22 protein-coding genes are annotated in these 20,244 nt (G+C 71.8%); 12 read left to right on the top strand and 10 right to left on the bottom strand.

The window, feature by feature from the left end; genetic code table 11:
- Window positions 1-3 precede the first annotated feature (3 nt).
- Window positions 4-1,002 (top strand): TIGR03842 family LLM class F420-dependent oxidoreductase, encoded by a 999-nt coding sequence (locus tag ACWD6P_RS22565; RefSeq protein ID WP_451445936.1) that lies wholly within the window; start codon window positions 4-6, stop codon window positions 1,000-1,002.
- Window positions 1,003-1,069: 67 nt separating this feature from the next.
- Here the strand turns inward: ACWD6P_RS22565 and ACWD6P_RS22560 are convergent, their stop codons facing one another.
- Window positions 1,070-1,408 carry a hypothetical protein gene (locus ACWD6P_RS22560; protein WP_451445935.1) on the bottom strand — a complete coding sequence of 113 codons (339 nt, stop codon included), beginning with the start codon at window positions 1,406-1,408 and terminating at the stop codon, window positions 1,070-1,072.
- A 243-nt stretch (window positions 1,409-1,651) separates the two neighbouring features.
- On the opposite strand from ACWD6P_RS22560, the gene ACWD6P_RS22555 reads away from it, so the two are divergent.
- A complete protein-coding gene (locus ACWD6P_RS22555; protein WP_451445934.1) occupies window positions 1,652-2,041 on the top strand; it encodes a VOC family protein in 390 nt (129 codons plus the stop codon).
- A gap of 99 nt (window positions 2,042-2,140) precedes the next feature.
- Here ACWD6P_RS22555 and ACWD6P_RS22550 read toward each other — a convergent pair whose 3' ends face one another.
- On the bottom strand, window positions 2,141-2,353 hold the full coding sequence (locus ACWD6P_RS22550) for a hypothetical protein (RefSeq protein WP_451445933.1): 213 nt from the start codon (window positions 2,351-2,353) through the stop codon (window positions 2,141-2,143).
- A 97-nt stretch (window positions 2,354-2,450) separates the two neighbouring features.
- A complete protein-coding gene (locus ACWD6P_RS22545; RefSeq protein ID WP_451445932.1) occupies window positions 2,451-3,245 on the bottom strand; it encodes an SIR2 family NAD-dependent protein deacylase in 795 nt (264 codons plus the stop codon).
- A 147-nt stretch (window positions 3,246-3,392) separates the two neighbouring features.
- Between ACWD6P_RS22545 and ACWD6P_RS22540 the strand changes: the two genes are divergently transcribed.
- From ACWD6P_RS22540 to ACWD6P_RS22510, 7 genes are all read left to right on the top strand, one after another.
- On the top strand, window positions 3,393-5,195 hold the full coding sequence (locus tag ACWD6P_RS22540; RefSeq protein ID WP_451445931.1) for a gamma-glutamyltransferase family protein: 1,803 nt from the start codon (window positions 3,393-3,395) through the stop codon (window positions 5,193-5,195).
- A gap of 162 nt (window positions 5,196-5,357) precedes the next feature.
- On the top strand, window positions 5,358-6,191 hold the full coding sequence (locus ACWD6P_RS22535; RefSeq protein ID WP_451445957.1) for an inositol monophosphatase family protein: 834 nt from the start codon (window positions 5,358-5,360) through the stop codon (window positions 6,189-6,191).
- 49 nt (window positions 6,192-6,240) lie between these two features.
- Window positions 6,241-7,653, top strand: coding sequence for a phytoene desaturase family protein (locus ACWD6P_RS22530; protein ID WP_451445930.1), 1,413 nt, complete (start codon window positions 6,241-6,243; stop codon window positions 7,651-7,653).
- A gap of 124 nt (window positions 7,654-7,777) precedes the next feature.
- Entirely contained in the window at window positions 7,778-8,317 is a 540-nt protein-coding gene (locus ACWD6P_RS22525) for an O-acetyl-ADP-ribose deacetylase (protein ID WP_451445929.1), read from the top strand.
- 81 nt (window positions 8,318-8,398) lie between these two features.
- Window positions 8,399-9,484: a prolyl aminopeptidase gene (gene pip, locus ACWD6P_RS22520; protein ID WP_451445928.1), complete on the top strand. Its 1,086-nt coding sequence runs from the start codon at window positions 8,399-8,401 to the stop codon at window positions 9,482-9,484.
- Between the two features lie 79 nt (window positions 9,485-9,563).
- A complete protein-coding gene (locus ACWD6P_RS22515; protein ID WP_451445927.1) occupies window positions 9,564-11,036 on the top strand; it encodes an AlkA N-terminal domain-containing protein in 1,473 nt (490 codons plus the stop codon).
- 190 nt (window positions 11,037-11,226) lie between these two features.
- Window positions 11,227-11,709, top strand: coding sequence for a methylated-DNA--[protein]-cysteine S-methyltransferase (locus tag ACWD6P_RS22510; protein WP_451445956.1), 483 nt, complete (start codon window positions 11,227-11,229; stop codon window positions 11,707-11,709).
- 242 nt (window positions 11,710-11,951) lie between these two features.
- On the opposite strand, the gene ACWD6P_RS22505 is transcribed toward ACWD6P_RS22510, so the two are convergent.
- A complete protein-coding gene (locus ACWD6P_RS22505; RefSeq protein WP_451445926.1) occupies window positions 11,952-12,611 on the bottom strand; it encodes a TetR/AcrR family transcriptional regulator in 660 nt (219 codons plus the stop codon).
- Window positions 12,612-12,713: 102 nt separating this feature from the next.
- Between ACWD6P_RS22505 and ACWD6P_RS22500 the strand changes: the two genes are divergently transcribed.
- Both ACWD6P_RS22500 and ACWD6P_RS22495 read left to right on the top strand, forming a co-directional pair.
- The gene (locus ACWD6P_RS22500) at window positions 12,714-13,349 is read left to right on the top strand and encodes an NAD(P)-dependent oxidoreductase (protein ID WP_451445925.1); all 636 of its coding nucleotides are present in this window, start codon (window positions 12,714-12,716) and stop codon (window positions 13,347-13,349) included.
- A gap of 91 nt (window positions 13,350-13,440) precedes the next feature.
- The gene (locus tag ACWD6P_RS22495; RefSeq protein WP_451445924.1) at window positions 13,441-13,731 is read left to right on the top strand and encodes a hypothetical protein; all 291 of its coding nucleotides are present in this window, start codon (window positions 13,441-13,443) and stop codon (window positions 13,729-13,731) included.
- A 121-nt stretch (window positions 13,732-13,852) separates the two neighbouring features.
- Here ACWD6P_RS22495 and ACWD6P_RS22490 read toward each other — a convergent pair whose 3' ends face one another.
- Together ACWD6P_RS22490 and ACWD6P_RS22485 are read right to left on the bottom strand one after the other, a co-directional pair.
- On the bottom strand, window positions 13,853-14,686 hold the full coding sequence (locus tag ACWD6P_RS22490; RefSeq protein ID WP_451445923.1) for a nucleotidyltransferase domain-containing protein: 834 nt from the start codon (window positions 14,684-14,686) through the stop codon (window positions 13,853-13,855).
- Window positions 14,687-14,885: 199 nt separating this feature from the next.
- Window positions 14,886-15,410: an NUDIX domain-containing protein gene (locus tag ACWD6P_RS22485; protein WP_451445922.1), complete on the bottom strand. Its 525-nt coding sequence runs from the start codon at window positions 15,408-15,410 to the stop codon at window positions 14,886-14,888.
- Between the two features lie 194 nt (window positions 15,411-15,604).
- Between ACWD6P_RS22485 and ACWD6P_RS22480 the strand changes: the two genes are divergently transcribed.
- Window positions 15,605-16,729 (top strand): glycerate kinase, encoded by a 1,125-nt coding sequence (locus tag ACWD6P_RS22480; RefSeq protein WP_451445955.1) that lies wholly within the window; start codon window positions 15,605-15,607, stop codon window positions 16,727-16,729.
- A 98-nt stretch (window positions 16,730-16,827) separates the two neighbouring features.
- Here the strand turns inward: ACWD6P_RS22480 and pssA are convergent, their stop codons facing one another.
- The 4 genes from pssA to ACWD6P_RS22460 form a co-directional block, all read right to left on the bottom strand.
- Window positions 16,828-17,691: a CDP-diacylglycerol--serine O-phosphatidyltransferase gene (gene pssA, locus ACWD6P_RS22475; protein WP_451445921.1), complete on the bottom strand. Its 864-nt coding sequence runs from the start codon at window positions 17,689-17,691 to the stop codon at window positions 16,828-16,830.
- Entirely contained in the window at window positions 17,678-18,334 is a 657-nt protein-coding gene (locus ACWD6P_RS22470) for a phosphatidylserine decarboxylase (RefSeq protein WP_451445920.1), read from the bottom strand. The genes pssA and ACWD6P_RS22470 overlap by 14 nt, the downstream gene beginning before the upstream one ends.
- A gap of 170 nt (window positions 18,335-18,504) precedes the next feature.
- A complete protein-coding gene (locus ACWD6P_RS22465) occupies window positions 18,505-19,710 on the bottom strand; it encodes an acyl-CoA dehydrogenase family protein (RefSeq protein WP_451445919.1) in 1,206 nt (401 codons plus the stop codon).
- Between the two features lie 5 nt (window positions 19,711-19,715).
- Entirely contained in the window at window positions 19,716-20,240 is a 525-nt protein-coding gene (locus ACWD6P_RS22460; protein ID WP_451445918.1) for a MaoC family dehydratase, read from the bottom strand.
- Window positions 20,241-20,244: the final 4 nt, after the last annotated feature.

Here is a 20,244-nt window from a genome sequence, read left to right as displayed (position 1 = left end):
GCTGTGGACTTCGGAGTTGTCCTGCAGGCCGACCCGCCCGCCTCCGCCGTCGTGGCCCTGATGCGCCGCGCCGAGCGCAACGGCTTCCGCTACGGCTGGACCTTCGACTCGGCCGTGCTGTGGCAGGAACCCTTCGTCATCTACAGCCGCGTCCTGGAACACACCGAGCGCCTGATCGTCGGCCCGATGGTCACCAACCCCTCCACCCGCACCCCCGAGGTCACCGCCTCCACCTTCGCCACCCTCAACGAGATGTACGGCAACCGCACGGTCTGCGGGATCGGCCGCGGCGACTCCGCGATGCGGGTGGCCGGGCGGCCGCCCAACACCCTGGCCCGGCTGGGGGAGGCGATCGGCGCCATCCGCGACCTCGCCGAGGGCCGGGAGGCGGAGGTCGGCGGCCACCGCATCCGGATCCCCTGGATCAAGAACGGCAAACTCCCGGTCTGGATGGCCGCGTACGGCCCCAAGGCGCTCGCCATGGCGGGACGGCTGGCCGACGGCTTCATCCTCCAGCTCGCCGACCCCTTCCTCACCGAGTGGATGATCAAGGCCGTACGGCAGGCCGCGGCGGACGCCGGACGCGACCCGTCCGCCGTCACGATCTGTGTCGCCGCACCCGCCTACGTGGGCGACGACCTCGACCACGCCCGCGAGCAGTGCCGCTGGTTCGGCGGGATGGTCGGCAACCACGTCGCCGACCTCGTCGCCCGCTACGGCGAGCACTCCGGGATGGTCCCCGACGAGCTCACCGACTACATCAAGGCCCGCAAGGGCTACGACTACTCCCACCACGGCCGGGCGGACAACCCCGACACCGTCTTCGTGCCGGACGCCATCGTCGACCGCTTCTGCCTGCTCGGCCCGGCCGCCGCGCACATCGACAAGCTGCGGGCGCTCAAGGAGCTGGGCGTCGACCAGTTCGCGGTCTACGCCATGCACGACGCCAGGGAGGCCACCATCGACGCCTACGGAGCGGAGATCATCCCCGCGTTCGCCTGACCCCGCGTACCAGGGCGGCCGGCCGGCCCGTCCGTCCCGCGAGCAGGCGGAACGGGCCGGCCGGAGGTCAGAATCCGAGAGCGCCCGCGCCCTCGTTCCCGCCGGGCACGCCCTTGGCGGTGTCGCCGGGCATGCTTCCGCTGGCGTCTCCGCCGGGCATGCCCGCGTTGCCGTTTCCGCTGGCACTGCCCGTGTTGCCGCCCGCTTCGGGCATGCTGTAGCCGCCTGCGGTGTTCGGGCCGGCGCCCCAGCGGTTCTGGTCGCCGGCGCCGGCGCCGTTGGTGTAGTCGCCGGAGCTGCTCCCGTAGTCGCCTGGCCCGGGGCCGGCCGCGAGTGCGGCACCGGCCCCGCCGAGCACGGAGATCCCGGCCAGGACGGTCGCAGCGAGCGCGGTACGAATACGCATGTATCCATTCCTTTCAATCGGTTTTTCCCCCGTCTAGGTACGCGACTCCTGGTGATCGAAAACTCAAGGAGGTGCGATCTCACCGCAATGGCGGGTTGCCACCACTCGCCGACGGCGTTGCGGCGGAGGCCGACCCCGCCGGCTCATGTCGGAGCCGGGCGCTAGGATCGACGGCGACATCGCGTGTCGGTCACCGGTCGGGTGAGGCATGGAGGTGTCGGGAGATGCCTTCGGAGGCATTCCTTGTCAGTTGAGTTGAACCACACGATCGTCCACGCCCGGGACAACCGGGAGTCCGCGCAGTTCTTCGCGGATCTGATGGGCCTTGAGATCACCGCGGAGTGGGGCCCGTTCATCGCGGTCAGCCTGAGCAACGGCGTCACGCTGGACTTCGCCACCATCCCCGCGGACCACATCGCCATGCAGCACTACGCCTTCCTGGTCTCCGAGGAGGAGTTCGACGCGGCATACGCGCGGATCAGGCGGCTCGGCATCGAGCACTACGCCGATCCGCACCGGCAGCAGCCGGGTGCGATCAACCACAACGACGGCGGCCGCGGCGTCTACTTCATGGACCCGGCGGGCCATGCCATGGAGCTCATCACCGTGCCGTACGGCGGCTGGCCGGCATAAGCACCCACGGCAGAGGGCCGCACCCCGTCCGGGGTGCGGCCCTCTGCTTTCTGCGCCCGGGTGACCGGTGTCAGGTCTCGTGATCACCCGGGACGTCCCTCAGATGCAGACCAGACCGAGGAGGCATTCGTCGTCTTCGCCACCGGTCGGGACCCCGGCGGGCGTGGTCTTCGGGGTCTTCGCGTCGGGCGTCGCGGCCAGGGCGGATGCGGCCGTCGCCGGCCCGGTCGCCAGCGCGACGCCCAGGGCGGCGGTAGCGGCCAGCAGCCGCGGGACGTTCCTCTTCGGGCGATTCATCCTTTTAGTGATCATGCGATCATGATGCATAGCCTGGTTTCCGATGTCGCGCTGAGCACGGCCGAACGTGTGGCGGCGAATTCCCGCGGGGCCGAACGTTCCTGACGAGGGCTCAGGAAGGGTCCGCCAGTTCCGCGAGCAGCGCGGGCAGCGCACTGCCGATCGGCTCGCGGATCACCTCGGCGGCCAGCGCGTCGTACGGCGTCGGCTCGGCATTGACGATGATCAGCCGCGCGCCGTGCTCGGCGGCCACCCCGGCGAGCGAAGCCGCCGGCTGCACCTGGAGCGTGGTGCCGACCGCGACGAAGACCTCGGCGGCCTTGGCCACGCCCAGCGCCGTACCCAGCACCTGCGGATCGAGCCGCTCGCCGAACATCACCGTCGCCGACTTCAGAATCCCGCCGCACACCAGACACGGCGGATCGGGCTCCCCCGCGGCCACCCGCGCCAGCGCCTCCCGCATCGACGACCGGGCGTGACAGCGGGTGCAGACGACGGCCCGTGCCGTGCCGTGCAGTTCGAGCACCTTGCGCTCGGGCAGGCCGGCGAGCTGATGCAGTCCGTCGACGTTCTGTGTGATCACCCGCACCGGCGTCCCGGACCGTTCCAGGCGGGTCACCGCCTCATGGGCGGCGTTCGGCTTCGCCCGGAAAGCCGGACTCTCCTGCCGCATGCGCCACGACCGCCGCCGGATCTCCGGGTCGCTCATATACGCGTCATAGGTGACCAGCTTCTCGGCCTCCGGGTCGCGCCGCCACAAACCGTTCGGCCCGCGGTAGTCCGGAATTCCGGAGTCCGTGGAGATCCCGGCGCCGCTCAGGATCGCGACGAGGGGGCGGCGGGACGTCCGGCCGGCGCGGTCGTGCGGCTGGTCGGATCGGTCGCGGGGCTGGTCGGTGCCGGTCATGGTGCGAGCGTACGCAGCGCGCAGGACGACGTCCTGTCAGTTTTCTGGCAGTCCGGTGCGAGGCCGCGGGAAGCAGGGTACGAGGGGATACGTACACACGATCGCCCCACGCGTCACTGTGACCCCGCGTCGGATCAGGAGCTGCCCGTGTTCACCACCCGCCCCACCCTGCAAGGCACCTTCGGGATGGCCGCCACCACGCACTGGCTCGCCTCCCAGTCCGCGATGGCCGTGCTGGAGGACGGCGGAAACGCCTATGACGCGGCGGTGGCGGCCGGGTTCGTGCTGCATGTGGTGGAGCCGCATCTGAACGGGCCCGCGGGCGAGGTGCCGATCATCCTGGCGCCCGCGGACGGACCGGTGCGCGTGCTGTGCGGCCAGGGCCCGGCGCCGGCCGGTGCGAGCGTGGCGCACTACACCTCGCTCGGGCTCGACCTGGTGCCCGGCAGCGGGCCGCTCGCCGCCGCGGTCCCCGGCGCGTTCGACGCCTGGATGCTGCTGCTGCGCGACCACGGGACCAAGACCCTCGCCGAGGTGCTGCGGTACGCCATCGGATACGCCGAGCACGGCCACCCCGCCGTCGAGCGGATCGGCGAGACCATCGAGGCGGTCCGCGAGCTGTTCGAGACGGAGTGGACCTCCTCCGCCGAGATATACCTCCCGCACGGCAAGCCCGTCGCCCCCGGCGGGCTGCTCCGCAACCAGCGGCTGGCGGCCACCTGGCGCCGGCTGATCGCGGAGGCCGAGGCCGCTTCGGCCGGGCGGACGGCGCAGATCGACGCCGCCCGCCGCATCTGGCGCGAGGGCTTCATCGGCGAGGCGCTCGCCGCATTCGCGGCCCGCCCCGCCATGGACACCTCGGGTGAACGGCACGCCGGCACGCTCACCGGAGACGATCTGGCCGCCTTCTCCGCCACCTACGAAGCGCCCGCCACCTACGAGTGGCACGGATGGACCGTCGCCAAGGCGGGCGGCTGGTGCCAGGGGCCCGCCTTTCTGCAGCAACTCGCCCTGCTGCCCGAGGAGTTGCCGGCATACGGCAGCCCCGAGTACGTGCATCTGCTCATCGAGGGCAGCAAGCTGGCGATGGCGGACCGGGAGGCCTGGTACGGGGACGCCGCCGACGTACCGCTCGACGCCCTGCTGAGCGACCGGTACAACACCGCCCGGCGGGCGCTGATCGGCGAGCGCGCCTCGTACGAGCTGCGGCCCGGCAGCCCCGACGGGCGGACCCCGCGGCTGAGCAAGCACGCGACGGCGGTCGCGGACGGCGAAGCCGTCTTCGACCCCCTGGGGATCTCCGGCAGCGGCGCGGGCGAGCCGACCGTCGGACACAACGGCGGCACCCGGGGCGACACCTGCCACATCGACGTCGTCGACCGCTGGGGCAACCTGGTCTCCGCTACGCCCTCCGGCGGCTGGCTGCAGTCCAACCCCGTCGTCCCCGCCCTCGGCTTCCCGCTCGGCAGCCGGCTGCAGATGGCCTGGCTGGAGGAGGGCCTGCCCAACTCCCTCACCCCCGGCCGGCGCCCCCGCACCACCCTCACCCCGTCCCTCGCGCTGCGCGACGGCGTCCCGGTCATGGCCTTCGGCACGCCCGGCGGTGATCAGCAGGACCAGTGGCAGGTCCACTTCTTCCTGGCGGTGGCGCTGCGCGCGGCGGTCCGCGGCGGGCTCGACCTGCAGGGCGCCATCGACGCCCCGAACTGGCACCAGGACTCCTTCCCGGGCTCGTTCTTCCCGCGCGGGATGCGGCCGGGCAGCGTGACCGTGGAGTCCCGGATCGGCGACGGGGTCATCGACGGGCTGCGGCGGCGTGGGCACCTCGTCACGGTGGGTGACCCCTGGTCCGAGGGGCGGCTGTGCGCGGTGGCCCGGGACCCGGAGAGCGGGGTGCTCTCCGCGGGGGCCAATCCCCGGGGGATGCAGGGGTACGCGGTCGGGCGCTGAAGGGCCGGCGGCCCGGGCCACCTCGGCGTGCCCTCCATGGCACCCGGAGTTCACCTGCGGTCCAGCCGCGGTGTCAGTGGCTCATGTTTCCATGGACACATGATCGAAGCACTTCGCACCCAAGATCCGGGAGTGACCACGAACATCACCGATGCCCCCGCGATGACCTTCTCGCCGGACCTCTCCGGGCTGGACCTGGCGGCCGTCGAAGCCGCCGTCCGCTGTGCCGCGGCCGACGAGATCATGCCGCGCTTCCGTCAGCTCGCCGTCGAGGACATCGTCGAGAAGAACGGCCCGCACGACCTCGTCACCATCGCCGACCGGCGCGCCGAGGAGCACCTCACCGCCGCGCTCACGGCCCTGCTGCCCGGCTCCCGGGTGGTCGGCGAGGAGGCGGTGCACGCCGACCCCGGCGTGCTCGACGCCCTGCACGGCGACGCCCCCGTCTGGATCGTCGACCCGGTCGACGGCACCCGCCAGTTCGTGCACGGCGACCCCGGCTTCGCCACCCTCGTCGCGCTCGCCCACCGGGGCGAGGTGCTGGCCTCCTGGACGTACGCCCCCGCGCTCGGCCTGATGGCGGTCGCCCGCCGCGGCGCCGGCGCCCGGCTCAACGGCGTACCGCTCGACGCCGGCAGCCCCGCCCCGGACGCGGTCCTCGATGTCGCCATCTCCCACTACGACTTCACCAACGACGACCAGAAGCGCGTGCTGGCCGCGCTGGAGACCGGCGGCATAGCCCCGCGGCCCTGCGGTTCGGCGGGCCTGGAGTATCTGCACATAGCCCGCGGCGAGCTCGACGCCACGGCCTTCAGCTGGGAGAACGCCTGGGACCACGCCGCCGGGCTGCTGCTGGTCCATGAGGCGGGCGGCGCCAGCGGCACGATCGCCGGGCAGCCGTTCCGTATCGAAGGCGGCAATGCGCTGCCCTTCACGGCGGCACGTGACGCCGAAACCGCGCGGCGTATCCTCGGACTGCTGGCGGCCGCCAACTGATCCTCACCGACGAGGGTCGGACACGAGGGGAGTGGCGCAGGTGCCGAGGATGCTCGATGCCGTGGTGATCGGGGCAGGACCCAATGGCCTGACGGCGGCCGTCGAACTGGCCCGCCGCGGCATGTCCGTCGAGGTCTTCGAGGCCCGCGACACCATCGGCGGAGGTGCCCGTACCGAGGAGCTCACCCTCCCCGGTTTCCGCCACGATCCCTGCTCGGCGGTGCACCCGACGGGCGTGGGCTCGCCCGCCTTCGCCAAGATGCCGCTGGAGCGCTACGGCCTCGAATGGCTGCACCCGGACCTCCCGATGGCGCATCCGTTCCCGGACGGTACGGCCGCCGTGCTCGCCCACTCCGTCGGCGAGACGGCGATGTCCTTCGGCCCGCGCGACGCCGGCACATACCGCCGGCTGGTCGCGCCGTTCATCGGCAAGTGGGAGGCCATGGCGCAGGACTTCCTGCGCACCCAGTGGCTCGGCCTGCCCACCGACCCGCTGACGTACGCCCGCTTCGGCCTGGTCGCGGCGCAGCCGGTCACCCTCCTCAACCGCCGCTTCCAGGACGAGAAGGCCCGCGCACTGATGGCGGGCCTCGGCGCGCACGCCATCGCCCCGCTCAGCGGCATCGGCACCTCCGGCATCGCCCTGATGTTCGCGCTCGCCGCGCACGCCAAGGGCTGGCCGGTGGCGCGCGGCGGCTCCCAGGCCATCTCCGACGCCCTCGCCGGCCTGCTGCGCGCCCACGGCGGAGCGGTGCACACCGACTTCGAGGTCAAGCGCCTGGACGACCTGCCGCCGGCGCGGGCGTATATTTTCGACACGTCCCCGACCGCGCTGGCCCGGATCGCGGGACTGGGCAACGCCTATCGCGACGTCAAGTACGGCCCCAGCGTTTTCAAGATCGATTACGCGCTGTCCGGCCCGGTGCCCTGGACCGCCAAGGAGGCCCACCGCGCCGGCACCGTCCACATCGGCCCCACCAGCGGCGAGATCGCCGCCGCGCTGCACGCCGCCACCCACGGCCAGGACCCCTCCGTACCCTTCCTGATCACCGCTCAGCCCAGCCTGATCGACCCCACCCGCGCCCCCGAGGGCAAGCACGTCTTCTGGGCGTACGGGCACGTCCCCAACGGCTGGGAGGGCGACGCGACCGACGTCGTCGAGCGGCAGATCGAGCGCTTCGCCCCCGGCTTCCGCGACCTCGTGCTCGCCCGCGCGGTCGCCGGACCACCGCAACTCGCCGCCCGCAACGCCAACTACGTCGGCGGAGACACCGCCACCGGCTCCGCGGCCGGCCTGCGCCTCCTGATCCGCCCCAAGCTCGCCCGCGTCCCCTACGAAACCGCCCACCCCGCCGTCTTCCTCTGCTCCCAGGCCACCCCGCCCGGCCCCGGGGTACACGGCATGTCCGGGCACTATGCGGCGAAGACGGTGTGGCGCCGGTTGCGGGCGAGCCGTCGCTGAGGGGGCGACAGCGCGCCTGGCAGCGGTTGCGGGCGGGCCGGCGCTGACCCGACCGGCCGCGCCGAGGACCCGTACCGGGCCTGTCCGGCAAACCGGCCGCGGACAGGCTCTACCCTCGGAAACCATGAGCACCAAAGGCACCTCCCTCACCCTGGTCCAGGGCGACATCACCGAACAGACCGTGGACGCCGTGGTCAACGCCGCCAACTCCTCGCTCCTGGGCGGCGGGGGAGTGGACGGCGCGATCCACCGGCGCGGCGGCCCGGAGATCCTGGCCGAGTGCCGCGCCCTGCGCGCCGCGCAGTACGGGCGCGGCCTCCCCACCGGCCAGGCCGTCGCGACCACCGCCGGCCGGCTGCCCGCGCGCTGGGTGATCCACACCGTCGGGCCCGTGCACTCCGAAACCGAGGACCGCACCGGCCTGCTCGTCTCCTGCTACGAACAGTCGCTCCGGGTGGCCGCCGGACTGGGCGCCCGCACCGTCGCCTTCCCCGCCATCTCCACCGGCGTCTACCGCTGGCCGATCGCCGACGGCGCCCGCACCGCCGTCGCCACCGTACGCGCCGCGGTCGCCGCCTCCCCCGACACCTTCGACGAGATCCGCTTCGTCGTCTTCGACGACCGCGCCCGCGAGGCGTACGAGACGGCCCTGGCCGAGAGCTGACGGGCGCTCACGGACAGGGGACGCCACGGCCGGCCGGTCGGACGAAGGCCAGGTGTCAGACCCCCATGACACCCTGGGGTCATGGTCGCAGCACAGACGTCAACAGCACAGACATCAACAGCACAGACGTCAACACCCCCTGAAGAAACGGCCCGTGAGCTCTATCCGCCGATCGAGCCGTATGACACCGGCATGCTCGACGTCGGCGACGGCAACCTCGTGTACTGGGAGGCCTGCGGCAACCCGCAAGGCAAACCCGCACTGGTCGTCCACGGCGGACCGGGGTCGGGGTGCACCACCAGGGCGCGGCGGTACTTCGACCCGGACCGCTACCGCCTCGTCCTCTTCGACCAGCGCGGCTGCGGGCGCAGCACCCCGCACGCGAGCGACCCGGCCACGGACCTGCGGCACAACACCACCCGCCATCTGCTCGCCGACATGGAGCGATTGCGCGGCCACCTGGGCATCGACCGCTGGCTGCTGTTCGGCGGATCCTGGGGCTCGACGCTGATCCTCGCGTATGCGCAACGCCACCCCGAGCGGGTGTCGGAGATCGTCATCCCCGGCGTCACCACGACCCGCCGCTCGGAGACCGACTGGCTCTACCGGGGCGTCGGCCGGTTCTTCCCCGAGGAGTGGGAGCGCTTCCTCGCCGGCGCGCCCGGCACGGACCGGGACGGCGACATCGTCGGCGCGTACGCACGCCTGACGGCGGACCCCGACCCGGCGGTACGGGAGCGGGCCACCGCCGACTGGTGCGCCTGGGAGGACGCGGTGCTCTCCCTGGAGCCGTCCGGCTCGGCCAACCCCTACGGCGACCGGCCGTCGAAGGCGCGCCTCGCCCTGGTACGGATCTGCTCGCACTACTTCTCGCACGGCGCCTGGCTGGAGGAGGGCGCTCTGCTGCGCGACGCCGGGAAGCTGGCCGGTATCCCCGGGGTGCTCATCCACGGCCGCCAGGACCTGGGCTCACCCGTACACACCGCCTGGGAACTGGCCTGCGCCTGGCCCGACGCCGAGCTGATCGTGATCGATGACGCGGGGCACAAGGGGAGCCGTACGACGAAGGAGGCGGTGATAGGGGCGCTCGATCGGTTCGCGGGGCAGGGGGAAGCATCCGAGGGTACGCAGCGGAGTCCGCAGCGGAGGCCGGGTGACGGCGGGTGACCTGCGGCATCCCTGGTCGCCCGACGTTGATGTCGGATTCTCGCCAGCCCGGAGCCGCCCGCTGAGCAATCCTGAGGTCATGCACACCGACACCGAGCGCTGTCTGCGCGCCGTGCAGTCCAAGGATGCCCGCTTCGACGGCTGGTTCTACACGGCCGTCCTCACGACCCGCATCTACTGCCGCCCCAGCTGCCCCGTGGTGCCGCCCAAGCCCCAGAACATGCGGTTCTACCCGAGCGCGGCCGCCGCCCAGCAGGCCGGGTTCCGCGCCTGCAAGCGCTGCCGCCCGGACGCCAGCCCCGGCTCGCCGCAGTGGGACGAGCGGGCCGACCTCGTCGCCCGCGCCATGCGGCTGATCGCCGACGGCATCGTCGACCGCGAGGGCGTCCCCGGCCTCGCCGCCCGCCTCGGCTACAGCACCCGGCAGATCGAGCGGCAGCTGCTCGCCGAGCTGGGCGCCGGACCGCTCGCCCTGGCCCGCGCCCAGCGCGCACAGACCGCCCGGCTCCTGGTGGAGACCACCGCCCTGCCGATGGCCGAGGTGGCCTTCGCCGCCGGATTCGCCAGCATCCGCACCTTCAACGAGACCGTACGGGAGGTCTTCGCGCTCTCCCCGACCGAACTGCGGCAGCGCGCCAGGCCCGGCCCGCACGCCGCGCTGCCCGGCACGCTCGCGCTGCGACTGCCCTTCCGGCAGCCGCTGAACCCCGACAACCTCTTCGGGCACCTCGCTGCGACCGCTGTCCCCGGCGTCGAGGAGTGGCGGGACGGCGCCTACCGCCGCACCCTGAGCCTCCCCTACGGGCACGGCATCGTCGCACTGGCCCCCCGGCCGGACCACATCGACTGCCGGCTCGCCCTCACCGACCTGCGCGATCTGGCCGGTGCCATCGCCCGCTGCCGCCGACTGCTCGACCTCGACGCGGACCCGGAGGCGGTCGACGGGCTGCTGCGCGCTGACCCGCAACTGGCGCCGCTGGTCGACAAGGCGCCCGGCCGCCGGGTCCCGCGCACCGTCGACGCCGGTGAATTCGCCCTCCGCGCGGTCCTCGGCCAGCAGATCTCCACCGCGGCCGCCCGTACCCACGCCGGACGACTGGTCCGCGCCCACGGCGAGCGGGTCGACGACCCCGGCGGCGGCCTCAGCCACCTCTTTCCGTCCGCCGCCGCGCTCGCCGAGCTCGACCCCGAGTCGCTGGCCATGCCCCGTACCCGCCGCGCCACGCTCACCGGCGTCATCGCCGCCCTCGGCTCCGGCGCGCTGCAACTGGGTGTGGGCAGCGACCGGGACGCGGCCCGCGCACAGCTCGCGGCGCTGCCCGGCATCGGGCCCTGGACCGTCGAATGCATCGCCATGCGCGGCCTCGGCGACCCGGACGCCTTCACCCCCACCGACCTCGGACTGCGCCGCGCCGCCGCCGGCCTCGGCCTGCCGCACACCCCCGCGGCCCTCGTCCGGCACTCCGCACGCTGGCGCCCCTGGCGTGCCTACGCCGTCCAGTACCTCTGGGCGACCGACGACCACCCCATCAACCACCTCCCGACGAACTGAGCCTGCAGCCATGACCGTTCACAGCCCCAAGGCCGCCGAGGCCGCCGAGCCCCCGGCTCCCCACGCTCACGTCTCTCGCGCCGACGCCTCTCGCGCCGACTCCCCTAGCTCCGACGCCCCCAGCCCCAACGTCCCCCGCACCGACACCACCCCCGCTGTCCTCACCCACACCGTCCTCAATGACACCCCGGTGGGACCCCTCACCCTCGTAGCCGCCGGCGCCGCACTCACCGGCCTCTACATGACCGACCAGCGCCACCGCCCGCCCCAGGAGACTTTCGGGAGCCCGGCCGGCCCCGACGAGCCGCCGTTCGCCACCGCCATCGCCCAGCTCCAGGCCTATTTCCGGGGCGAGCTGACCACCTTCGACGTGCCCCTCGCCCTGCGCGGCACGCCCTTCCAGCGCCGTGTCTGGGCTGAACTGTGCACCATCCCGTACGGCGAGACGCTCTCGTACGGGCAGCTCGCCAAGCGGCTCGGCACCCCGTCGGCGGCCCGCGCGGTGGGACTGGCCAACGGGCGCAACCCGGTCGGCATCATCGTCCCCTGCCACCGCGTCGTCGGCGCCGACGGCAGCCTCACCGGCTACGGCGGCGGCCTGGACCGCAAACGCCGCCTGCTCGCCTTCGAACAGACACAGGACACACTGTTCCCGGCGGAGGCCTGCGGTTGACGGTTCGCACGGCTCGCGCGGCTCGCACGGCCCGCACGGTTCGCGGCGGAGATCACCGGCCGCCCGGAAATACCTTCCCACCCCGCCTTGTTGAGGCCCGCAAGGGGCCCTCGCATCCCCTACGGGATGCGTTCGCCCCTCCCTTACGGCGAAGCCCCCACCCGCTCTCAGGGCCAAGCCCCCACCCGCACCTAGGGCTTAGCCCCACCCGCTCTCAGGGCTTAGCCCACCCACCGGTAGGGCTAAGCCCCACCCACCGGCCCGAGGCCATCGACCAGGGCCCGTACCGTCTCGGCCGCGAAGTCCTCCTCGCTCTCCGGGCGCAGCGCACCGGGCGGCGCCTCGGAGTCGAAGAACAGGTCGAGAAAGGCACGGTGGAAACAGGCCCCGATGAGCAGGATGGCCGCCGCGTGCGGATCGATACCGGCCGAGATCCGGCCCAGCGCCTGCTCGGCCTCGAGATACGCGGCCAGGTGCTGGGTGGCGTTCTGCGGCCCGTCGGTGCCGAGTTCGTGCAGCCTGCGGCGGTGTGTCTCCAGCAGCTCGGGGCTGGCGAAGAGCGACGCGGCGATCGGGAACGCACGGCGGTAGAAGCGTACGGCGGCCAGCGCCACCTCCTTCAGATGCCAAGCCGGGCCCCGCTCGTCGCCCGCCCGCTGCGGCAGCCGCTCCAGCGCGTCCGAGAACTGCGGTGCGCGCTCGTGCAGCACCCTCACGAAGATCTCTTCCTTGTTCCGGAAGTGCTTGTAGAGAGCCGCTTCGGAGCAACCGGCCTCCCGGGCGATCTGCTTGGTCGTCGTACGGGTCAGGCCCACGGTCGTCATCAGCGTGGCGGCGGCATCGAGGATGCGGGAGCGCGTCAGGGCGCCTCCGGTCAGGGGAGCGGCGGCGTCTCGGGTCATGCGCCGAGTCTACATTGACAGGTGAGTGAACACTCACCCACACTGGTTGGTAAGTGCTCACTCACCCTTCCCGTCAGCGTTTTCGTCTCCCCGGGAGCGATCATGAAACTCACCGTCCTCGGCGCGTCCGGCGGAGTCGGCCGTCAGCTCGTCACCCAGGCCCTGGCGAACGGGCACGAAGTGACTGCCGCCCTCCGCAGCCCGGAGAAGCTGACCGAACGGCACGACCGCCTGACGGTCATCCGCACGGACGCACTCGACGCCACCTCCGTCAAGGCGGTGGTCGACGGCGCCGACGCGGTGCTCTCCGGCATCGGCCAGCTCGGCCGACACGACCCGCAGCGGCCCGCTTCCACCTCGGCCCGCGCGGTGGTCGAGGCGATGACCGCGACCGGCGTACGGCGCCTGCTCGTCGTCAGCGCCGGTCCGCTCAACTGCACCGGCGCCGGCCAGCCGTTCCTCGCCCACCGGGTGTTCGGGCCCCTGCTGTGGGCGGTGCTCAAGGAGCTGTACACCGATCTGGCGCGTATGGAGGCCGTCCTGCGCGACAGCGACCTCGACTGGACCGCGGTACGCCCGCCCCGCCTGCTCGACAAGCTGGGAGAGGGCCGGTACCGCCATGCCGTCGAGGCCGGACCGGCCGGCGCCGTCATCACCCGTGCCGACGTGGCCCGCGCCATGCTCGATTTCGTCAACGATCCGCGGACCTACGGCCATGCGGTCGGCATCAGCCGCTGACCCCTCCGACCGTATGGCCTGCTGTCTCAGCAATACGATGTGCCGGCGGCAGTGAGGAAGAGAAGGGGAAGAGAAGAGGTGCAGAGCGGTCGTGGGATTTCTCTATGACGCCGACGTGGCCACGATGGAGCGGTTCCTGAACCGCGTCCTGTATGCGGCGTTCGGCACACTGCTGATGCCACCGCTGCTCATCGCCCTGGCGATCTTTCACCAGCAGTGGCACCTGGCGCTCCTCGTCCCCGTCCTGCTGCCCTTTCTGACGGCGTATCTCGCCCTGCGCGCCAAGCGGGAGATCAGGATGGGGCTGTGCTACGGCGCCGGCGTCCTCTTGGTGATCACGGTGGTCGCGGTGGCGGCGGCGCTGGGGTGCGTCCAAGGCTAGGCGGGCAGCGCACCGTGGGCCGCGTCGCCGGACCGCCACGGGCCCGGCTCGTCCGAAAGCCCCGCGGAGAGGCCCACGCTAGCCGCCCACCGCCCGACGAGGCCCCGCGGAGAGCCCCGCGCTAGCCGCCCACCACCGCGCGTACGTCGGCCACCAGCCGCTCCGACTCCGCGAGCGTGCGCCCCAACTCCTCCTCCGTACGCCCCAGCCGGGCAAGCAGAGCGGCGGCGCGGTCCGCGAAACCGGACGGCGTTTCCGGCAGGGCCGCGGCCCCCGCCAGCGCGCCCTTCTCGTTGAGGCACCAGACTCCGTGGTGCGCATAGAGGGCCTGGACGAGATAGCCGACCGCCCGGGACAGGCACAGGGCCGCATGCAGGACGTCCTGTGCCGCGTACGACTTGCCCGCCATCGCCACCGAGAACCCCGCGTCCCACACCGCGGCACCGGTCAGCGCAGCGCGAAGTGCCTCCGGATAGTCCTGAGTCGCTTCCTTCAGGCGCGCCAGCTCCCCGTCGGTGTCGGAGAGGACCCGCCCCAGCGCCACCTCGCCCGGGTAGGCGGGCGACCAGAAGCCGAGCGGATGACCGGCCTGGACACCGATCTCGAAACGGCCCGCGCGGCACTCGTCCCACACGCGCCGCACCCGGTCGGCATCCCGCAGGATCCAGTCCACATGGCTGCCGTCCGGCAGTACGAGCCAGGCCCCGCCGTTGACCCATGCGCCCCAGGCGCCCGGCCCGTACACCTCGACGGGTTCGCCGACCACCTCCGCGGCGAGCGCCGCCAACCCGGCCAGATCGGGCTCGCCGCGGTAGTAGAGGCCCAGATCCCAGTCGGAGTCCGCTCGATGCGTCCCCCGCGCACGGCTCCCGCCGAGCATCACCCCGATGACTCCCGGCACCTGCGCGGCCTTGTCGGCGATCACTTCCACGGAAGGAGCGGTGGTGTATTCCATGGGGAGCCACCCTAGGGGGAATGGGAACACATCCCGTAAGGGTTTTCAGCGCCCCCTGCGGGGCCACAACGAGGCGGCCGCGAAGCATATTCCCAGCAGCTGCTCACCCCACCTCACCCCGCCACGCCCACTGTCCCCGCCACCCCCGCCGCGCCCAAGCCCCCGCCACTAACCTCACCCCGCCCCGCCATCAGCACCGTCACCCCCCGCCGCCGTCACCCCCCGCACCCCCCGCCGCCGGCGCCACCCCATCCTCCAGCTCCGCCGGTCCGCGGCCGGCTGCGAGGGACTTGAGGGCGGCGTCGAGGCGCAGTGCCATCTGGCGGCTCACGAGGGTCTGGGCCTCGTCCCAGTGGACCATGCGCCAGGACAGCAGCTCCTCCTCCTGGAGCCGGATGGCGGCGAGCCGGTCCGGGGCCAGCACTCCGCCGTCGAAGAGGTAGGACACCAGTGGCGGCCGCCCCTCCCCGCGTACCCAGTCGACGGCGAGCAGCGGGCCCAGCTCGACGTCCAGGCCGATCTCCTCGGCGGTCTCCCGGCGTGCTGCCTGGCGGGGCGACTCACCGGCGTCCGATTCGACGGTGCCGCCCGGCAGGATCCAGGTGTCGCGGTAGTTGGGCTCCACCAGCAGGATGCGGCCGTCCGCATCGCGGAAGACGGCTCCCGCACCCGCGAGCACACGGGGCAGTCCGGCGATGTACGTGGCGTAATCCGTGGTCGTCACGGCGCGAGCCTAGGGCAGTCCGGTCCCTGGCCGGCGGATCCTCGCGGGTGTGCTCCCGCGCGCCCGGGAGCGCCACGGACCGGAACGCCCTGTTCGCCGGGCCGCTCGCCGGATAAGGTCACAGCGGCGCGACTGCCAGTTCGAAAGCAAGGGGAAACACGGTGGCGGACGCAGCAAGGACACACACAGCACATGTGCTGATCGCCGCGGACAAGTTCAAGGGTTCGCTCACGGCCGTCGAGGTCGCCGAGCACGTCACGGCCGGTCTGCGGCGCGTGGTCCCCGATCTGGACGTGGCGGCCGTCCCGGTCGCGGACGGCGGCGACGGCACGGTCGCGGCGGCGCTCGCAGCCGGTTTCACCCGCCATGAGGTGCGGGTCACCGGCCCCACCGGCGTGCCGGTGACGGCCACCTTCGCGCTGCGCGACGACGGCACCGCGGTCGTGGAGATGGCGGAGGCGTCCGGCCTCCAGCACCTCCCCGGGGGTGTCTTCGCCCCCCTGACGGCCACCACGTACGGCACCGGCGAGCTGCTGCTCGCGGCCCTGGACGCGGGCGCGACCAGCATCGTCTTCGGCGTCGGCGGCAGCGCCACGACCGACGGCGGCGCGGGCATGCTCGCGGCGCTGGGCGCCCGCTTCCTGGACGCGGACGGCGAGCCGGTCGCCCCCGGCGGCGGCCCGCTGCGCGACCTCGCCACGGCCGACCTGTCGGGCCTGGACCCCCGGCTGGCCACGACCGGGATCGTGCTCGCCAGCGACGTCGACAACCCCCTCACGGGCCCCAAGGGCGCCCCGGCGGTCTACGGCCCCCAGAAGGGCGCGAGCGCGGACGACGTGGCCGTACTGGACGCCGCGCTGGCGCACTACGCCGAGGTGCTGGAGCGCGCGGTCGGCCCCAAGGCCGCGGAGCACGCCCTGGCGCCCGGCGCGGGCGCGGCAGGCGGTATCGGCTACGGAGCGCTGGTGGGTCTGGACGCGGAGTTCCGGCCGGGCATCGAGGTGATGCTCGATGTGCTGGGCTTCGCGCCGGCGCTGGCCAGGGCCACGTTCGTGATCACCGGCGAGGGTTCGCTGGACGAGCAGACGCTGCACGGCAAGGCGCCGGCCGGGGTCGCCGCCGCGGCCCGCGCGGCCGGCCTGGACGTGGTCGCGGTCTGCGGCCGGCTCCAGCTGCCGCAGGAGGCCCTGGGCCGGGCCGGCATCCAGCGCGCCTACGCCCTCACGGACCTGGAGTCCGACCCGGCGCGCTGTATGGCCGAGGCGGGCCCCCTGCTGGAGCGGGCGGCGGAGAACCTGGCGCGCGACTTCCTGGTCTGAGGGCGGAGGCGGCAACCGCCGCACCTGACACAACGCCGAGAGCCCCGAGCGAATGGTTCGCTCGGGGCTCTCGGCGTGGTGTGTCGTGGTGCGGTCCGCTAGGGCAGCTGCGCGGCGCGCGACTCGGCGCGCGATTCGCGGCGGTTGTCGCGGAAGGTGTTGACCCTCCGGGCCGTCGCGAACAGCGGGATCATCGCGCCCAGGACCACCTGCAGGGAGCAGCCGGTCTGCAGCAGCAGCTGGCCGCCGGGGGCGTCCAGCGCCCAGGCCGCCAGCATGCCCATGCTGAGCACGATCCAGCTGAGCATCGCCACCGCGAGCCGTCCCCGCGGCTTGGGGTACTCGACCCGGCTCACCATCAGCCAGGCCACCCCGATGATCGCCAGCAGCGTCGGCAGGAACGGCAGCTCCAGCAGCACGATCGCGACGACGGTCAGGGCGCCGAAGGGGCTCGGCATGCCCTGGAAGATCCCGTCGCGCAGCGTGACGCAGGAGAACCGCGCGAGCCGCAGCACCACCGCCAGCAGCACGACGACCGCGGCCACCAGGGAAACCCGCTGGTGCGCGTTCTGGAGGGCGACCATGCCCCAGGTCACCACGAAGTACGCGGGTGCCAGCCCGAAGCTGATCAGGTCGGAGAGGTTGTCGAGCTCCGCCCCCATCGCCGAGGCCCGCAGCTTGCGTGCCACCAGCCCGTCGAAGAGGTCGAAGACCGACGCGAGCAGCATCAGGATCACGGCCATGGCCGCGCTGTGCCGCGCCATCCCGCCGTCCTCGGTCCCCGTGAGGTGCGGGATGAGGACCCCGGTGGTGGTGAAGTACACCGCCATGAAGCCGCAGATCGCGTTGCCGAGGGTGAGGGTGTCCGCTATTGACAGCCGCGTGGACAGCGGCATGTCGTCCTCGTCTTCGTCGGTCTCGGGCGCCCAGCCCGCCTGTGTCTCAGGATCAATCACGGTCAAGGCGAGTCACCCCCGCGGTGGTGGCCTGGCCGACCTCGACCGCCACCTCGACGCCCTCCGGGAGGTAGACGTCGACGCGCGAGCCGAAACGGATCAAACCGATCCGCTCGCCCTGCTCCACCTTGGTGCCCTCGGGCACGTAGGGGACGATACGGCGGGCCACCGCGCCGGCGATCTGCACCATCTCGATGTCGCCGAGCTCGGTGTCGAAGTGCCAGACGACCCGCTCGTTGTTCTCGCTCTCCTTGTTGAACGCCGGAACGAATCCGCCGGGGATGTGCTCCACGGAGGTCACCGTGCCGGCCAGCGGCGCACGGTTGACGTGGACGTTCAGCGGGCTCATGAAGATCGCGACGCGGGTGCGTCCGTCCTTCCACGGCATGATGCTCTGCACCACGCCGTCCGCCGGAGAGATGACCCGGCCCTGAGCGATCTCTCGCTCGGGGTCGCGGAAGAACCACAGCATGCCCGCCGCCAGAGCGGTGGTGGGCACGGCAACGGCGGCCCAGCGACCCGAACGGCGGGACCGGGCGAGGCTGACCGCTGCCGTGGCAACGGTCGGCAGGAGCCACGGCGACGCTCCGCGCGCGAGGCGTACGCCGGCCAGGCTGTCGCGTTGTGCAGAGGATTGGCTGTGGGGCATGGATGACCTTCGTAGCGGAGGATGCCGCATATGGGTATGGGGGACGGCGGCTTTCCGGGGATGCTATCGGTTGCGAGCGGCAACTGGCCAAGAGCCAGAGCCAATCCGTGGCCGAAGTACCATGACGGGGTGTGATCTTCGTCTAGATCAAACCAGCCTAAATGGGGCGTTCACCCCTGGATTCGGTACTCCTCGAGTAGCCGGCGCCCAATGATCATTTTCTGGATCTCGGCGGTACCTTCACCGATCAGGAGCATCGGGGCCTCGCGGTAGAGGCGCTCGATCTCGTACTCCTTGGAGAAGCCGTAACCGCCATGGATGCGGAACGCGTCTTCCACTACCTCCTTGCAGTACTCGGAGGCCAGGTACTTCGCCATGCCCGCCTCGAGGTCGTTTCGCTGGCCCGAGTCCTTTTTGCGAGCGGCATTAACCATCATCGCATGGGCCGCTTCGACCTTTGTCGCCATTTCTGCCAATTTGAACTGAATGGCCTGGTGCTGGGCGATCGGCTTGCCGAAGGTGTGTCGCTGCTGCGCATAGGAAACGCCCAGCTCGAAGGCGCGCTGGGCGACGCCGCAGCCCCGCGCGGCCACATTGACCCGGCCGACCTCGACGCCGTCCATCATGTGATAGAAGCCACGCCCGGTCTGGCCGCCGAGCACCCGATCGGCCGGAATCCGCAGCCCGTCCATGATCAGCTCGGTGGTGTCGACACCCTTGTAGCCCATCTTGTCGATCTTGCCCGGGATGGTCAGGCCGGGCCGCACCTCACCGAACCCGGCCTCCTTCTCCACGAGGAAGGTCGTCATCGACTTGTGCGGAGCGGTGCCCTCCGGGTGGCCCTCGTCCGTACGGCACAGCACCGCCACAAGGGTGGACGAGCCGCCGTTTGTCAGCCACATCTTCTGGCCGGTGAGGACGTAGTCCTCGCCGTCCCGTACGCCCTTGGAGGAGATGGCCGACACGTCGGAGCCCAGCGCCGGCTCCGACATCGAGAAGGCGCCCCGGATCTCACCGGCCGCCATCTTCGGCAGGAAGTAGTCCTTCTGCTCCTGCGTACCGTGCTGCTTGAGCATGTACGCCACGATGAAGTGGGTGTTGATGATGCCCGAGACGCTCATCCACCCGCGGGCGATCTCCTCGACGGTCAGCGCGTAGGTGAGCAGCGACTCGCCCAGCCCGCCGTACTCCTCGGGAATCATCAGGCCGAACACGCCGAGTTCCTTCAGGCCCTCGACGATCTGCGTCGGGTATTCGTCGCGGTGTTCCAGCTCCGTGGCGACCGGCAGGATCTCCTTGTCCACGAAGTCGCGGACGGTGGAGAGGATTTCCCGCTGGATGTCGGTCAGGCCCTCGGTCTGCGCAAGACGGCTCATGGCGGTTACTTCTCCTTCTTGGCCGGCGGGGCCTTGAGCTCCGGGCGGCCGGGCTGTTCGCCGCCGCGCTCCTTGATGTAGGTGGCCGTGGGGACCATCACCTTGCGCCGGAAGACGCAGACCAGGGTCCCGTCCTGCTTGTAGCCCTTGGTCTCGACGTACACGATGCCGCGGTCCGACTTGGACTTCGAGGGCGTCTTGTCGAGCACCGTCGTCTCGCCGTAGATCGTGTCGCCGTGGAAGGTCGGCGCCACGTGCTTCAGCGACTCGATCTCCAGATTGGCGATGGCCTTTCCGGAGACGTCCGGCACCGACATGCCGAGCAGCAGCGAGTAGATGTAGTTGCCGACGACGACGTTCTTTCCGAAGTCGGTGGTCTGCTCCGCGTAGTTGCTGTCCATGTGCAGCGGGTGATGATTCATCGTGAGCAGGCAGAAGAGGTGGTCGTCGTATTCGGTGACGGTTTTCCCCGGCCAGTGCTTGTACACATCGCCGACGGTGAACTCTTCATAGGTACGGCCGAACTGCATCGTG

The organism is Streptomyces sp. NPDC002446, from assembly GCF_053595675.1.
This window is presented reverse-complemented; position numbering and strand designations above follow the sequence as displayed.

Coding starts and splice junctions, on each gene's coding strand:
- ACWD6P_RS22560 (WP_451445935.1), bottom strand. CDS start 1,408: ATGCGTATTCGTACCGCGCTCGCTGCGACCGTCCTGGCCGGGATCTCC.
- ACWD6P_RS22550 (WP_451445933.1), bottom strand. CDS start 2,353: ATGATCACTAAAAGGATGAATCGCCCGAAGAGGAACGTCCCGCGGCTG.
- ACWD6P_RS22545 (WP_451445932.1), bottom strand. CDS start 3,245: ATGACCGGCACCGACCAGCCCCGCGACCGATCCGACCAGCCGCACGAC.
- ACWD6P_RS22535 (WP_451445957.1), top strand. CDS start 5,358: ATGACCTTCTCGCCGGACCTCTCCGGGCTGGACCTGGCGGCCGTCGAA.
- ACWD6P_RS22530 (WP_451445930.1), top strand. CDS start 6,241: ATGCTCGATGCCGTGGTGATCGGGGCAGGACCCAATGGCCTGACGGCG.
- ACWD6P_RS22525 (WP_451445929.1), top strand. CDS start 7,778: ATGAGCACCAAAGGCACCTCCCTCACCCTGGTCCAGGGCGACATCACC.
- pip (WP_451445928.1), top strand. CDS start 8,399: ATGGTCGCAGCACAGACGTCAACAGCACAGACATCAACAGCACAGACG.
- ACWD6P_RS22515 (WP_451445927.1), top strand. CDS start 9,564: ATGCACACCGACACCGAGCGCTGTCTGCGCGCCGTGCAGTCCAAGGAT.
- ACWD6P_RS22505 (WP_451445926.1), bottom strand. CDS start 12,611: ATGACCCGAGACGCCGCCGCTCCCCTGACCGGAGGCGCCCTGACGCGC.
- ACWD6P_RS22500 (WP_451445925.1), top strand. CDS start 12,714: ATGAAACTCACCGTCCTCGGCGCGTCCGGCGGAGTCGGCCGTCAGCTC.
- ACWD6P_RS22490 (WP_451445923.1), bottom strand. CDS start 14,686: ATGGAATACACCACCGCTCCTTCCGTGGAAGTGATCGCCGACAAGGCC.
- ACWD6P_RS22470 (WP_451445920.1), bottom strand. CDS start 18,334: ATGCCCCACAGCCAATCCTCTGCACAACGCGACAGCCTGGCCGGCGTA.
- ACWD6P_RS22465 (WP_451445919.1), bottom strand. CDS start 19,710: ATGAGCCGTCTTGCGCAGACCGAGGGCCTGACCGACATCCAGCGGGAA.
- ACWD6P_RS22460 (WP_451445918.1), bottom strand. CDS start 20,240: ATGCAGTTCGGCCGTACCTATGAAGAGTTCACCGTCGGCGATGTGTAC.